This window comes from Streptomyces endocoffeicus, assembly GCF_016741935.1.
In the GTDB taxonomy this organism is placed as follows: Bacteria; Actinomycetota; Actinomycetes; order Streptomycetales; family Streptomycetaceae; genus Streptomyces; species Streptomyces endocoffeicus.
Window position 1 is genome coordinate 371,352 of sequence record NZ_JAERRG010000009.1, and the last position, 12,871, is coordinate 384,222.

Sequence of the window (12,871 nt, forward strand, 5' to 3'; positions counted from 1 at the left end):
GGAGCTTCATCGCGGTCAACGTCGGCCGGTCGGCTCGGCCGCGGCGTGTTTCTGCAGGATGTGCTTGGTGATGTCGAAGACGGATGTCTGAGACTGAGCCATGGCTTCGGTCTTCATTGCGCTTCGATCACCACCAGTGTCGGAACAGGTAGTCGCCGCGCGGCAGTTCGCTGCGACGGATGAGGTCGGCGAGGACCAGCCTCAGCGACGGTGAGAAGGCGCGATCGGCGAAGAACCGGTCCTCGAACACGGCGTTCTCAAGGTCTTGCGTCGCCGGCGGGTTCGCCTCGACGGTGGCTGGTGTGTTCTCGTCGGCGACACGGATACTCAACCAGTAGTCCAGCTCCGTCATGCCGGTCTTGAAGGCGCTCTCGCCGGTGCGGGAGTCCCAGCCGAGATAGATCTCGGCGCCGTCGAGGTCGCCGAGTGCCTGCAGGTAGTCCTCATCAAAGGTGAGCTCGTAGAGCTTCACGCTGTCATTGCCGATGTGCTCGTCGTCCCGCTGGCATCCGCGCAGCGAGCTGTACGGCTTGCCGTAGACGCGCTCGGCGATGGCCTCGATCGGAATGTATCCGTTCTCGGCGGTCACAAAATCAGCGTGCGGTTCCAGCGTGTAGATGCTGCGGGGCGTGTATTCGAGTGCATCGTGCATGACGGAGCCTCCTATGGGTGGTTCGGTGGTCTTGCCGCAGAGGGCGAAGACGGGCTCGCCCCGCAGGAGGTCCGCCAGAACCTGGGCATGGGCGTTCTTCGCCAACTCGACGACTGCCTGCTCCTGGAGGGAGTGGATCATCTCCCCGGCCTGGATGCGTTCCTCCACGGCGTCCATGGCGAGAATGGCGACAGCGAGCTCGAGCCGGGCGTCCGCCACGCGGCGCTTCAGCTCGGGGTGCCGCTTGGACATCACGCTCAGCCGGTGGACGGCGGCAACCTTCTGCTCTTCGCTGATGGTCATGGTGCTACTCCTCCTTGAGGCGCTCCCAGATCTCCTTGCACTCCGGGCAGACCGGGTACTTTTCCGGGTTCTTCGACGGGGTCAACTTCTTGCCGCAGAGGGCGAAGACGGCTCGCCCGTCATGGAGGAGCGGACGATGTCCTCCTTGCTGACGTAGTGGCTCAGGCGGTCGTGGTCACCAGCGCCGTCGTCCTTCACCCGCTCCTCGTTCTCGACGATCGAGTCGATGAGGGCGTTGGTGTCCGTGTTGCTGCCGCGCTGCGTGTCAGTAGCCCTTGCGGGCCGCCGCGCGGGCCTGCGCTTCGGCGTCACGGGCGGGGATGGTGGCGAGGAGTTCGCCGGGGCTCGCGGCCCTGGCAAGGAACTTGGTACGGGCAGGGTCGGCGTACAGGGTCCACACGTCGCCGCCCATCCGGGGCCAGTAGGAGAGCTGCCAGAACCGGCGGTTGGCGTAGCAGATCTGCCAGGAACGCGGGCCGGACGGGTGCGCGCTCACACCGGCCGGAAGGTCCGGCAGTTCCGGCGCGGGACCGTACGCGCGGTCGATGTAGGCGAGGTGTTCGGCCGTCGCCGTGATGGCGACGCGCACCGTGTGCGGCCACCGGTGCCCCTCGGGCAGCATCGGAGCCCACTCCTTCCACTGCGCCTCGCTGCTCGCGCTGCCGGTGTACGGCGCCCAGGCCGCGCCGCGCGCGTAGTTGAATCCAAGCCGCATCAGGTGCCACCCGGCGGCGGTCTTCAGCCCTTCCGTGTTCGCGCCGTCGGTGATGGCGTCCAGGTAGATACCGGCGGGGTCGTTCTCCCGACCGGCCGCGCCCCGCTCCGTGAGCGGGATCATGTGGCGTTCGGTCGTGCTGCCCTCAGCGGTCATAAGCCGCAGCGTGGCGCCCCCACCGGCGAGCGGGTACGCCATCCGGATTTCCGCGACGGTCGGCAGAGCGGCGAGTTGGCCCGCACGCATCCGCTCCAGCCGCTCGGTCATGGTGGCCGACACCTGGGAACACTCGCCGCCCTCGGCGGCCAGGAGCCACGCAGCGCCGCGCGCACCGGCGCCCGGGTGACGAGTTGCCGGCGCGGCGGCCTTCTCCCGTTGCTGGGCAACCGCGTTCACCGCGAGCGCGAGCGCGCCCTTACGCGTCGTGCTGTCGGATCCGACCTGCCTGCGCTCGCCCCCCACCTCCCGCACCCTCCAGAACAGCGCGCCGCGCTCGCTCACCTGAAAGGCGGCGTACATGGCCTGCGGGAACCGGACCCCGGCGAGCGTCTCGCCGGGTAGCGCGAACAGCCAGCCGTCAACGCCGAAGTCGGCGCCGTCAGGCTTCTTGCCGTTGGTCGGCGTGTACCGGGTGTATTCGGGCTTGACGGTCTCCCGGACGATGCTGCGGGCCTGCGTGGTCATGCTGGGTTTCCTCTCGGGCTGCTGCCGTGGCCGGGTGTGTGCTGAGTGCCCCCGGCCGGTCTCGAACCGGCCGACCCGCCCGCACGCGTCGCAGGGTCGGGGGTGCCATGAGGGCTAGAACGGGGGGCAGCACAGGGGGCCGGTGCACTCGTGCGCGGCGGCCTGCGCCTGCGCGGCCTGGCGCTCGCGCTCGGCCTGATCGCTGCGCATGATGCGCCGGGCGACACACGGCGCGTTGTCGCACGTGGTGTGCCCCTTCCGGGCGTCGGTGGAGTCGTCGAAGACCTCGATCAGCCCGTAGCCCTCACACCAGCCGCACAGCGGCTCCGGGGCGTGCAGGCTCTCGCCGTCCACGCACCCGATCCAGTTGGACGAGTCGTACCAAGCGCCCTGCCCGTCGGCCTCGATCCACTCGATAACGTGCGCGCAGTGCAGACAGGTGTACTCAGGCTCCGGCACCGTCAGCCCGAAGTGGTCGGCCACGGCGGCAGCACACTGCCCGGCCTGCATGCCCGCGCTCGCCGTGGGCTTGTGCTCGTCGCCAACCCCGTTGAACACGAACCGGGTTGACTCGTCGTCGGTGACCATGGCGGCCACAGCCCACAGTGCGACCGTGGGCAGGTCGTAGTGATCGGCGAACCGGCGGCCCTCCGGGGTGCGGGCGGACGGGTCGGCCACACAGTGGATCCACACCCGCGCACGCCCCGGCACACTGCACACCAGGTACTCCGTAGGCAGCCCGCGCCGCGGCTGGTCCACGTGGTGCACGATCCCGAGTGCTTCGAGCGCGTCACGGAGCATGGCGCCGGTGTGGCCGTCGTACGCGGGGCGCGTCTTGGTGAGGCTGCGGCGTGCGGTGAGCGTGGACATGCGGGGTTCTCCTCGGGTTGGTTCGGGTTCCGTGGACGCTCCGCCCAGGTGCAGGGCGCCGTACGGGGGTCGGGGTGTCAGGCGCCCTGGCCGGTCAGGCCGCGCGCGGTGCGGTAGGCGGGGATCAGGTCCCAGGTGGAGCCGAGCCGGTACCACCAGAAGAGTTCGCCACGGTCGCGACCGGCCGGGGTCACGAGGTCCATCTCCGCCACGAGCGGATGGCGCGGCCGGTGCAGAAGTACACGGCCACGGATGCGAGCGGGGAGACGAGGACGCCGACCAGGCCGAGGGTGACCGGGTCACTGGCTGCGAGCGGGGGCATGGTGGCCTCCTGGTGACGGGTAGGTTGGTGGGGCGCGGGAGCACCCTGGTACCGGCCGGGCGCTCCCGCGTCCTGTCGGTCAGGGGGTGGGTCGGTTCACCAGTGCGGGGCCCATGCCGAGCCACCGGGGAAGGCCGGGGCAGGGCGTCTGTCCGGTCTGGCGGGCGGCCTCCTGGATGACCCGGACCAGGCCGTCACGGCGGTCGGCCGGGCTGCGGATGCCGCTGGAGACATCGGCGAGGACCGGGCGCAGCGCGTACGCCTCGACCGTGATCCGGCCCCGGGTGGAACGCGTGCAATTCAGATCCCCGATGTGGAGCCAGTCGGCGGCGTCCATGCCGGCGGCGAGGGCCGCGCGGTCCACCTCGTCGCCGAGAGGTTCACCGCCCTCGGTCCAGGCGTGCCTGAGGTTCGCGCCGCCGTCGGGCCGGTGGAGCACGATCCGTAGGTACGTTTCCGGGTCGTGGTCGGCCGCGATGCTCTGGACGATGGTGCGGACGACTGGGGTGTTGTCCGCGCTCGGGGTCAGGGGGATCCGCTCGGGGGCGGTCAGGGTGGCGGTCACGTGTGGTTCTCCAGGGTCTCGGTGGGCGGGGCCCGTCCCGGTACCGGCGGGACGGGCCAGGGGCGGGGTGGTCACTCGCGGACGGTGAGGTCGTCGCAGATCGCGGTACGGACCTCGTCGACGGCGCCGGTGCTGAGTTCGAGGCGCGGGTCCAGGGAGACGTGAACGGCCGCATGGACCTCGGGGCTCACGGCGCTCTGGACGAGGACCGTGGTGTACGGCAGGAGGCCGGAGGCGCGGCAGACGCGCGCGTAGTCTTACAACGCGGTCGGGACGCCCTCGCCCTCGGTCGGCGTCCTCCCGTCGACCGTGGCGACCCATCCGTACATGGCCTTGAGCTGGGCGACTGTGTACGCCTTCGGCGACGACGGCGACTCGTAGCACGCCGGGCCGTCGCCCGCGACGTGCTCGCCCCGGTACGTCCACACCCGGCCGTCGGGGGTCAGGTAGACCGGCGGGCACCGGTGCTCGACCGCGTCCCGCCACCCGGCGAGGACGTGCTCGATGTCGGCGAGGATCCGGCGGCCGCGCTGCTCTTTCGTCTCATCCTCGTCACGCGGGCGGCCGTCGGTGTTGCACAGCGCAAAGGCGATCTCACCGATCAGCTCGTGCGACTCGTGGCCCCACAGGAGTTCCGTCCAGGGCAGGACCGCCGGCTCGGCCGGCGCCTGGACATCCTCGCCGACGTACACCGCGGCGGTTTCCTCGACGGTGACGTGCCCGACCGCCGCCGCGGCTGCCGCGCGGTTGGTCTCAAAGTGCGGTTCCGGCTCGGTCACAGAGTCCAGGAGCGCGCCGCAGTCATTACAGGTGCGGAACTTCACCCACCCGGTACGGCCCGGAGCCGGGTACTCGCTGGTGACGTCCCACGACTCGTGAGCGCACGGCGCCTCCTCGGCCGGGGCAACGGGGTGGGTGCAGACCCCGGTCTCGTCGTGGGTGAGGGCCGCACCGTTGCAGTGCTGCGCGCGGTCCTCGGCTGGGACCTGGCCCTCGATCCACTCGGCGAGGCTGGCCGCCCAGACCAGGCGCGCGGTGTCGGCCTGCCGCTGGCGCTGCTCGGTGTCGCTGCGCAGCACGCCGAGGTTCGGGGCGAAGGTAGTCAGCTGGGCGAGGATCGGCTCCGGCAAGATCCGGGTCAGCTCCTCAGGGGTGCGCTTCGTGCGGCCGGGGCCGGGGTCCAGGCACAGGGTCAGGAACGCGCGGAGCGTATCCGGGGTGTCGTACATCGGGTGTCCTAATCCGTGTGTAGGGATCCAGCGAGCCCGGGTTCGGGTGGCTGGTCTGGCTGATGGATGGGTTCGTGGTTGCCCGCGCGTACCGGGTGAATCCCTTGTGGCGGCCGCTACATCAAGGACAACTGCCTCATCGCCGCCGGCTTCCTCTGGGCGTTCTCCGCTATGCGGGTCTCGCCCGGAGCCAACGCCCACTACAAGCGCCGACGCGAGGGTGGGGGCTGGCATGCCGGGGATCAGCGGCACCTGTTCAACCGGATGATGCCCGGCTCTACCACTGCCTGCAGAGCCGACAGCTTTTCGACGAGCAACATGCGTTCCCCTCCGGTCCTTCAGTGGCTCTGGCCACGGTGGCTTGACTTGTTACGCACGCGAGATGTCTCTCGCGTGTGGAGGGTGGGGTTCGTGCTGAGTGCGACCGGCCCGACTCGAACGGGGGCTGCCTGGGGATTCAGTGCGGCGCGGGGTGATCAGATGCCGTCGAGCCGTAGCAGGTCACGCAGTACGGCCGGTCCGTCGTCCCCCGCCGGTCGGCGCCGTGCCTGACGCCGTGCGGGAGTCTTGGAGCCCTTCGGCGGACGCGGGTCGGGACGCGGCGGCGTCCTGCGTCGCCTGCGTGCGCGCCGTGGAGGCCGTTTCCCGCGCCTGGGTGGCCTCCGCCTCGGCGAGTCGATCAGCTCGACGGGGACTGCACGGCCAGGACCGGCGGCTACAATCAGATCTCATTCTCGATCTCGTGGTCGATCGCCTTGGCGTCGGCGACCATCCTGTGCAGGACTTCACCGTTCTCGTCGCCACGCTGCTCGCACGAGAGCACGCCCTCTTGCGTCCAGGGCTTGACGGCGAGCATGGCGGGATTGCCGTCGGCGGCCCGCATCACAACCTCGTCCTACTCCTTGGGCATGGTGATGGACGATTTGGATGACAACGGGGCCAGGGCCCCAGCGAGGTCGACCTTCCGACCTCGGGCAATCTCGACGTCCGGGACGACGATACGGAAGCCGCCAACCGGGCAGCCCGGGTGGTCGGAGAACACCACGGCACACGTCCAGGAGCCGGAGTGGAGCTTGTGCGGCAGCGGCTCCTCCTCGACGCCATCGGGCAGAGCGTCCTCCCGGAACTCGATCGGCACCACGACGACGCGGTAGGGCCGGTCAGTGCGCGGCGGCTCCCAGGTCAGCTCGACGAGCAGGTCCTTGGGCCACTCTTCGATGGTCACGGGCAGGGTGGACAGGTAGTGGTTCAACGAGCCCTCGGGGGCCTGGGCCAGCCGGGCCCGCTCCTGCTCTTCGGTCTCAATAAGGCCGATGCGGCTGAAGAAACTCATGGTGGTCAGTGCTCCTTGGTCAGTGGCTTGTACTGGGAGTGGGCCGCTGGCATGGGTTCGAAGAAGGCGAGCTCGTCGAGCTCGCAGCGCACGCCGTAGATGCGTGCGGCCTCCAGGGTGGTGAGGTCCTGGTGTACGAGGTCGTCCCGCTTCGTCAACTGTGGTGTCCCTCCTGGTCCTCGGTGGCGTGATTGCTGCCGAGCACGTACTGGGCTCGGAGCAGGTGCAAACGCAGAAGGTCCAGGCGTCAGCTGGCGAAATGCAACGGCAGGGGACCGCCGTGTGGGCGGTCTCCGCGTGAGGTTGACCTGCCGTCCGCCTTTAGCAGATGCGTCGCTCGGTAGCAGGGGCTCAGTGACGCCGCCTATCGGCCGGTGTTCACCAGCCCTGCCTGATGACCCGGCTTGGCCTCGGCGTAGTCCATCGAGTGCTCGTAGAGGCAGGTTGCAAGGTCGGCCGATTCGACATTGGTGCGGTGGGCGGCCGGCACGCTGTTGCCACCGGCCATGTGCGCGTAGACGCTCGCGAGGCCGAGCTTGCGCTGCCACGGGCCTTGGTCGATGGAGACTGACTGGATCCGGCCGACGGGGGCCACCGTCGTGACGTTGCGGAGGAAGAACCCGCGCCAGGACGTGAAGAACCCGTTGTCGAGGCGGTACCCGAGCGCTTTGTAGAAGGGAGTGGCCTTCCGGGCCTCCGCGGGAGCAGGAACCGGTTCATGCAGGTGGGACACGGCCTCAGCGCCGAGGAGGTGGAGGACCATCTTCTCGGCGACAGAGCGCGGGCAGACGGGTACCAGGAGGCCGGGGGCGGCGGCACCAGCGACGGCGACCTTGACCTCGACCCAGTCGAGCCTCCGCCACAGGAGCGGCTGGTGGGTCTCGATGGAGGCGATGCGGGAATCCCGGTAGGTGTACTGCTGGGTGTCGAACATGCCGTAGTCGGTGCGGTAGCTGCCCTCGGCGGTGCGGGTGACAGACCATCCGGTGTAGACGAAGAGCCGTTTCCCGGTCAGCCGCCAGACCTTGGGCACGAAAGCGATCAGGGTGGAGAGGGTGAGCAGTTCACCGGAGAGGACATACGGGAGGATCCCGAACGCGACGAGGACGAGAGACCAGACGTTGGTGCCGATGTCGAGAAGAAGGGCGAGCACGAGGTCCTTCGTCTTCACCTGATAGAGCTTCTCATCACTGGTGTCCTCGGCGAGGATACGCGCCTTGAGCGTGCGTGCCTGATTGAGGGTGAGGTAGGACAAGGTCATCGTCGTGCCGGACATCACGACCCGGAGAGTGCAGACGCCGATGAGTCGGCCGAGAAAGGGCCGGACGATGTCGACGCTCTGTACGTGGTCAAGGTCGCAGTGACGTCGGACCTTGAACAGCAGGCCGCTGCGGTATCCAAGCGTGTCGCCGTCGAGGCTGTAGTGGCTGTGCCACCAGGCAGCGACGAACAGGCTGACGACCCCTCCGACGAGCACTGTCACGATGGCGCAGGCTGCCCACACGGGCACGTCGATCTGTTCCTTGGTGCCGGAGGTTCCGACGCTGAAGAGGTCGCGCTGGTTGTAGGTCAGAATCCCGATCCCGACAAGAACGGCCCAGCTCCGCCGCAGTGGCGTGACTGGGTGGAGTCGGCCTTGGAGCGGCTCGGTCATACCGGCAGCCTCCGCTCACGGGCGAGCTCGGTGAGCCGGTCGCGCAGGTCGCGCGCCGTCTGCGGATCAACGTTCTCGACGGCGTCGCTGCCGGCCGCGCTGCTGATGGTGACGGTGACAAGGCGGTAGCGGCGCTGGATGGGACCGGAGGAGACATTCACCTCCTGTATCCGGGCGTAGGCCAGGACGGTGAAGCTTCGGTGCAGCAGACCGGTGCGGAGGTACAGCTCCTCGGCGCCCAGGTGATACCCACGGAAGGTCCACGCGGCCTTGATGCGGTTCCAGCGCCAGGCGTAGAAGGCGGCGGGGAGCACTGCTATGAGCGCCATCCCCGCGTCCCACCAGTCCAACATGTCGTGCCAGTCTCGAGACTTGGTCACCGTCAGATAGACGGTACTGGTGACCATGAATCCCAGCGCCCCGAGCAGGGCGGTTACGCCAAGGACGCCGAGTGCGGTCGCGATGCGGCTGACGCGGACGGTGCGCTCAGGGTGTCGGGTCAGCTCGGCACCGCTGAGAGTGAACGGCGGTTCTGGTTGGATATCATGGACCATGCGGTCGTCCTTCGTCTGGTTGGCGGTGTGTGGCGAGAGAGAACAGGTGCAGTGAGTGCGGGCCGGGCCTGCGCGGGTGCAGGTTCAGAGAGCCTTTGCCATCTTCGAACGTGCTGGTCATCGGGGAGCTGGCGGAGAAAGGCTGCCTCGCCGAACTGCTTTGTCTTGGTGGCTAAGGTCTCTTCCTTACCTGGCTGTGTTGTCAGCACGACTCGGTGACCGCGGAGAGGATGCCTCTGGTGTACGGATGCTGGAGTGCAAGGGCCAGCACAGGACAGCCCCGAGCGCCCCGGTACCACAGATGACCCAAGTCGCTGTGATGCGCCGCCATGGCTGAGCGACCACGCGGCGAGGAGCGGTGCAGCGATGACGGCCAACGCGAGGTTGCTGCCCCACAGGCCGGCGTACCGTCCGTGTGCTCCAGGCGGGGCAAGACGGCTGACAAGATCCCTGCCGCGACGAAGAGGATGATCTCGCCGGGTCCAGCAGCGGCAGCAGCAAGGCAGCAGCCGCTCGTGGAGTCAGCCAGTCCGGGTTCCGATGAGTGCCGCCCAGATGGTGGGCGGCCAGCGGCGGGCCTTGGCATCGGGGTCTGGGGCGGTCTTCGGCGTAACGATGGTGGAAGGCACTGGTGCTCCAACTGTGGTCAGGTTCCCTCTGGGGGGCGGTCGTGCCGAGGCTGAGATCAGGTCCGCGGAAGACGGATGGGGTTCGTGACCAAGGCGGCGGTATCGGCGGCTGTCGCAACACCGGTCTTGTCGGGTGCCGCAGCAAGCACCGGACGATGGGTGAGCCGACGACGACGCCAGCCACGAAAGGGGCCGATCTACTCCGGCGCGATTGGGATGCAGGTCGCGCACGGCGGCCCGGTCGCCGGTGCTGCAGCAGGCGCACGCTCTTGCTGCCGAAAAGCGGGTGGCGTCTGGTGGAGCGGCAAAGAGCATGAGGAGATTCCGGCAGATGCGTCCTTGCCCATCTCAGCGACGAGCGTGGTCTCCTTCGAGATCGCAGTGGAAGTGGAAGAGAGGGGAAGAGGGGAAGAAGTCGCTGGTCAGCGTGTCTCGCTGTAGCCGCACTCGGAGCACGTGTAGCACGTGTGCGTGACCTTCTTGGCCTTCTTGCCGGCGCGGACGCCGTGGGCGCTCGACTCCATGTCGATGGCGCAGTTCGGGCAGTTCATGGCTCGGCTCCTGACGTGACAAGGATGTTCTTCAACGCCAGATCCGGATCAGCTCCGCTGATCCCTTGTGCTCACTGCCTTCACGGGACGAGCAAGGCGAGCCACGAAGAAGAAAAACAGCACCCCGGCGCAGCTGCTGCCCGAAGGCAGAGCGCGCACCGGGGTGCTGGGGAAGCCGGAGCCGCGGAGATCTCCAGGGACGCGCCGCAGGGATCAGTTGCAGCGCTCAGGAATCGAACCTGTTCCGCGGTCGGTCTGCACGGTGTGCCCACTGGCGCACGTCGAGGATCAGTCGGCGCACTGCGGATTCGAACCGCTCCGTGCAGAAGTTGTGGTGGACTGTCGTAGATCGTCCGGAACAGCTGCTCTGATCTCGGACGGCCGGGGGCGGTTCACTTCTCGCGCATCACGGCACTCGCAGGCACCAATGGGGATGCCGGCGGTGCTGCCTTCGTAGGTGCCGCAGCAGAATCTCACGGTGTCCGCGCCCTCCTTGCAGAAGATGACGGTCAAAGGAGGTGGTTCTGCCAGGCGGCGACGGCGTACCGAGGTCACTGGGCGGGTCCCTTTGTGGGCGCGGATGGTGGTCATGACGCGGGTCGCGAGGGTGTTGGCGTCACTGTCGGGCACCATGGTGCTACCGTGCGTAGCGCCTCGGCGCCCCGGAACACGGAGGGCTGGCGTACCATGTCTCTTACTTGAAATAGCTAGAAAGAGACAACATTCGTGCCTATCCTGCCGCAGACTTCACCCGAAGACGCCCTCACCGAGCTGCGCGAAGGTGGATACGAGCCGTTGGAGCCCTACCCCGGCCGCGTCCGCGACCCGTGGCGTGTACGTTGCGTGACGTGCGGGGTGGAGAAGCGGCTCATGCTCAACAACCTGCGTAGCGGACAGCGCAACCTGCGTAGCGGACAGCGCTGCTCGCACGCGTCGCTGTCCGCTGAGCGAGCCGTTGTACTCGCGGATGAGAACGGCCTCCTGCCGCTGGAGCCCTACCCAGGCTTCAAGTCGCGACCCTGGAAGCTGCAATGCGCCGTCTGTGGCAAAAATTACTCGCTCCGCATCAGAGACCTGCGGCAGTGCACCTGCGTTCAGAAGGCCAGGGCTGCGGAAGCCGAGCTGAGGGCTGCCGGATACGAGCCCCTGGTGCCCTACCCGGGTACTGCGCGCAAGCCGTGGATGTCTCGGTGCATCACATGCCAGCAGGAACGACGGCCAAGCATCAACACGATCCGGGCGGGGAGGCGATGCCTGCACCAGACGCCGGACCAGATGGCGACGAGCAGTCGATAACTGGCATCATCGACGCGAACCCTCGGGGGTATGTAAAAATCTGTGGCATGACCACCACCTGCGTCCCTTGCAAAGCCGACATCGACGAGCGGTACGGTCCCCCCTGATGACCGCGAAGACATACACCTCGACGGAGGTGGCCCGCCTGGCCGCGATCTCGCGGGCCTACAGGGAAGCGCTCATCGACATCAACGCCGCCATCCTGCAGGAGATGAATGCCGACCTCATGCCCGAGCACCGGGTAGAGGTCGGCATCCGCTTCGGACTCTCCGAAGCAGAATTCTCCCGCTACCTGCCCGAGGGGGTGTTGCGGGTCCGCGACGGCTCTCTCCACCGCGCGGACCTCCGCGAGGCCGACGAGGTGCTGGCCGACGTGCTGCTCCACATCGGGCTGGGCCGCCTCAAGCCAGGCGACCAATTCCCTCCGCGGACTGCCTTCACCGAGACGTACCGGTGTGACAAGGCCACGCACAAGCAGGTCATCGACCGGCTGATCCGCGATGGCGTGATCCACCGGCCGGGGGGGCGCGGAGGCCCGCTTTACATTGCTCCGCTCGACATCAAGGTCGACCGTGACCGCTGACCTCGTCGTCGCCCCGGCGGGCGCCATCTACCTGGACGAGCATGAGGCGTACATCCGCCGGGTGTGCGGGGAGATCGAGCGGCAGTGGCTGCTATGACACAGGAACTCGCACACCCGCAGCGCCTACAAGCGGTGCATCGAGAACTGGTTCGACTGGACGCTCGACAACGGGGTTTCCTCGCTGACGGCTCGCCATGAGCACTCCGCGCAGTGGTCGGCCGACCTGAACGAGGTGCTGGCCGCCGCCTCGGTGAACCAGGCGCTCAGTGCCATAAGGGCTTGTCCGCCTTCCGGCGTGACTCATCACAGTTCCGCCATGTGATGACTCCACCCAGGCCGACGCCATCACGGTCGTCCGCCCAAAGGGGAACAACCACGTGACCGTGATCGCAGAACACATCGACAGCGTCATCGGAGTCGATACTCACCGCGACACGCTCGCCGCAGCCGCCGTGAGCCCCATTGGGGCTGTCCTGGAGACCACCGACTCACCTGCTCACACCCGCGGCTACCGGCGCCTGCTGGAGTTCGTCGGCCAGCTCGTGCCCGGACGCCGCTGCTGGGCACTCGAAGGAACCGGCAGTTACGGCGCCGGCCTCACCTCTCATTCAGGCCCCATGAACTACAGGTCCTGGTCAGCTGGTCGCATGCGGGCCGGTTCTGTTCCGAGGCCGTCTTCGCCTCCTTCGCTGGCGTCGTGCCGATCCCCGCCTCGTCGGGCCTGACCAACAAGCACCGGCTGAACCGGGGAGGCGACCGCCAACTGAACCGAGTGATGCACACGATCACCCTGATCAGGATGCGGCTCGACCCTGCCACGAAGACCTACGTTGCCCGACGCATCGCCGAGGGTCAGAGCCCTCGCGACGCGTAGCGCTGCCTGAAGCGCAACATCTGCCGCCAGATCTTCAAGATCCTCGAACGAAGGAGC

General features: G+C 67.9%; 15 protein-coding genes and 2 pseudogenes. 4 read left to right on the top strand and 13 right to left on the bottom strand.

The features are described 5' to 3' along the window. Positions 1-127 precede the first annotated feature (127 nt). The 7 genes and pseudogenes from JK364_RS55445 to JK364_RS24140 all read right to left on the bottom strand — a co-directional run bounded on the left by JK364_RS55445 (position 128) and on the right by JK364_RS24140 (position 5,340). A complete protein-coding gene (locus JK364_RS55445; RefSeq protein ID WP_230992393.1) occupies positions 128-955 on the bottom strand; it encodes a hypothetical protein in 828 nt (275 codons plus the stop codon). Between the two features lie 4 nt (positions 956-959). After that, positions 960-1,267: pseudogene (locus JK364_RS55455) on the bottom strand (DUF3039 domain-containing protein). Then, entirely contained in the window at positions 1,221-2,354 is a 1,134-nt protein-coding gene (locus JK364_RS24125; RefSeq protein WP_201853252.1) for a hypothetical protein, read from the bottom strand. The pseudogene JK364_RS55455 and the gene JK364_RS24125 overlap by 47 nt, the downstream one beginning before the upstream one ends. Before the next feature lie 114 nt (positions 2,355-2,468). Then, the gene (locus JK364_RS24130) at positions 2,469-3,224 is read right to left on the bottom strand and encodes a hypothetical protein (RefSeq protein ID WP_201853253.1); all 756 of its coding nucleotides are present in this window, start codon (positions 3,222-3,224) and stop codon (positions 2,469-2,471) included. 190 nt (positions 3,225-3,414) lie between these two features. After that, positions 3,415-3,546, bottom strand: a complete 132-nt coding sequence (locus JK364_RS57075; RefSeq protein ID WP_269146291.1) for a hypothetical protein — start codon at positions 3,544-3,546, stop codon at positions 3,415-3,417. A 79-nt stretch (positions 3,547-3,625) separates the two neighbouring features. Continuing rightward, positions 3,626-4,111: a hypothetical protein gene (locus tag JK364_RS24135; RefSeq protein WP_307841372.1), complete on the bottom strand. Its 486-nt coding sequence runs from the start codon at positions 4,109-4,111 to the stop codon at positions 3,626-3,628. Positions 4,112-4,368: 257 nt separating this feature from the next. Beyond that, a complete protein-coding gene (locus JK364_RS24140; RefSeq protein ID WP_201853254.1) occupies positions 4,369-5,340 on the bottom strand; it encodes a hypothetical protein in 972 nt (323 codons plus the stop codon). A 108-nt stretch (positions 5,341-5,448) separates the two neighbouring features. Between JK364_RS24140 and JK364_RS55460 the strand changes: the two are divergent. Continuing rightward, positions 5,449-5,705 (top strand): annotated as a pseudogene (locus JK364_RS55460) (IS110 family transposase); the annotation flags it as partial. Positions 5,706-6,061: 356 nt separating this feature from the next. Here the strand turns inward: JK364_RS55460 and JK364_RS24145 are convergent. The 6 genes from JK364_RS24145 to JK364_RS57080 all read right to left on the bottom strand — a co-directional run bounded on the left by JK364_RS24145 (position 6,062) and on the right by JK364_RS57080 (position 10,061). Then, positions 6,062-6,223, bottom strand: coding sequence for a hypothetical protein (locus JK364_RS24145; protein WP_201853255.1), 162 nt, complete (start codon positions 6,221-6,223; stop codon positions 6,062-6,064). Positions 6,224-6,235: 12 nt separating this feature from the next. Further along, complete coding sequence (locus JK364_RS24150) at positions 6,236-6,673, bottom strand: hypothetical protein (RefSeq protein ID WP_201853256.1); 438 nt, start codon at positions 6,671-6,673, stop codon at positions 6,236-6,238. 5 nt (positions 6,674-6,678) lie between these two features. Next, positions 6,679-6,831 (bottom strand): hypothetical protein, encoded by a 153-nt coding sequence (locus JK364_RS24155; protein WP_201853257.1) that lies wholly within the window; start codon positions 6,829-6,831, stop codon positions 6,679-6,681. Positions 6,832-7,037: 206 nt separating this feature from the next. Then, the gene (locus JK364_RS24160) at positions 7,038-8,327 is read right to left on the bottom strand and encodes a PH domain-containing protein (protein WP_201853258.1); all 1,290 of its coding nucleotides are present in this window, start codon (positions 8,325-8,327) and stop codon (positions 7,038-7,040) included. Beyond that, positions 8,324-8,881 carry a PH domain-containing protein gene (locus tag JK364_RS24165; RefSeq protein ID WP_201853259.1) on the bottom strand — a complete coding sequence of 186 codons (558 nt, stop codon included), beginning with the start codon at positions 8,879-8,881 and terminating at the stop codon, positions 8,324-8,326. The genes JK364_RS24160 and JK364_RS24165 overlap by 4 nt, the downstream gene beginning before the upstream one ends. A 1,051-nt stretch (positions 8,882-9,932) precedes the next feature. Further along, complete coding sequence (locus tag JK364_RS57080; protein WP_269146292.1) at positions 9,933-10,061, bottom strand: hypothetical protein; 129 nt, start codon at positions 10,059-10,061, stop codon at positions 9,933-9,935. Between the two features lie 1,402 nt (positions 10,062-11,463). On the opposite strand from JK364_RS57080, the gene JK364_RS24170 reads away from it, so the two are divergent. The 3 genes from JK364_RS24170 to JK364_RS55470 all read left to right on the top strand — a co-directional run bounded on the left by JK364_RS24170 (position 11,464) and on the right by JK364_RS55470 (position 12,814). Continuing rightward, positions 11,464-11,940 (top strand): GntR family transcriptional regulator, encoded by a 477-nt coding sequence (locus tag JK364_RS24170; RefSeq protein ID WP_201853260.1) that lies wholly within the window; start codon positions 11,464-11,466, stop codon positions 11,938-11,940. Positions 11,941-12,076: 136 nt separating this feature from the next. Beyond that, on the top strand, positions 12,077-12,262 hold the full coding sequence (locus JK364_RS58105) for a hypothetical protein (RefSeq protein ID WP_201853319.1): 186 nt from the start codon (positions 12,077-12,079) through the stop codon (positions 12,260-12,262). Between the two features lie 309 nt (positions 12,263-12,571). After that, positions 12,572-12,814 carry a transposase gene (locus tag JK364_RS55470; RefSeq protein ID WP_230992431.1) on the top strand — a complete coding sequence of 81 codons (243 nt, stop codon included), beginning with the start codon at positions 12,572-12,574 and terminating at the stop codon, positions 12,812-12,814. The last annotated feature ends 57 nt before the right edge of the window (positions 12,815-12,871 follow it).

What these genes read in the sequence shown, in the direction of transcription:
- JK364_RS24165 (WP_201853259.1), bottom strand. Translation starts at nt 8,881, where the DNA reads ATGGTCCATGATATCCAACCAGAACCGCCGTTCACTCTCAGCGGTGCC.
- JK364_RS24160 (WP_201853258.1), bottom strand. Translation starts at nt 8,327, where the DNA reads ATGACCGAGCCGCTCCAAGGCCGACTCCACCCAGTCACGCCACTGCGG.
- JK364_RS24145 (WP_201853255.1), bottom strand. Translation starts at nt 6,223, where the DNA reads ATGCGGGCCGCCGACGGCAATCCCGCCATGCTCGCCGTCAAGCCCTGG.
- JK364_RS24125 (WP_201853252.1), bottom strand. Translation starts at nt 2,354, where the DNA reads ATGACCACGCAGGCCCGCAGCATCGTCCGGGAGACCGTCAAGCCCGAA.
- JK364_RS24170 (WP_201853260.1), top strand. Translation starts at nt 11,464, where the DNA reads ATGACCGCGAAGACATACACCTCGACGGAGGTGGCCCGCCTGGCCGCG.
- JK364_RS24140 (WP_201853254.1), bottom strand. Translation starts at nt 5,340, where the DNA reads ATGTACGACACCCCGGATACGCTCCGCGCGTTCCTGACCCTGTGCCTG.
- JK364_RS24150 (WP_201853256.1), bottom strand. Translation starts at nt 6,673, where the DNA reads ATGAGTTTCTTCAGCCGCATCGGCCTTATTGAGACCGAAGAGCAGGAG.
- JK364_RS55445 (WP_230992393.1), bottom strand. Translation starts at nt 955, where the DNA reads ATGACCATCAGCGAAGAGCAGAAGGTTGCCGCCGTCCACCGGCTGAGC.
- JK364_RS24130 (WP_201853253.1), bottom strand. Translation starts at nt 3,224, where the DNA reads ATGTCCACGCTCACCGCACGCCGCAGCCTCACCAAGACGCGCCCCGCG.
- JK364_RS57080 (WP_269146292.1), bottom strand. Translation starts at nt 10,061, where the DNA reads ATGAACTGCCCGAACTGCGCCATCGACATGGAGTCGAGCGCCCACGGC.
- JK364_RS57075 (WP_269146291.1), bottom strand. Translation starts at nt 3,546, where the DNA reads ATGCCCCCGCTCGCAGCCAGTGACCCGGTCACCCTCGGCCTGGTCGGC.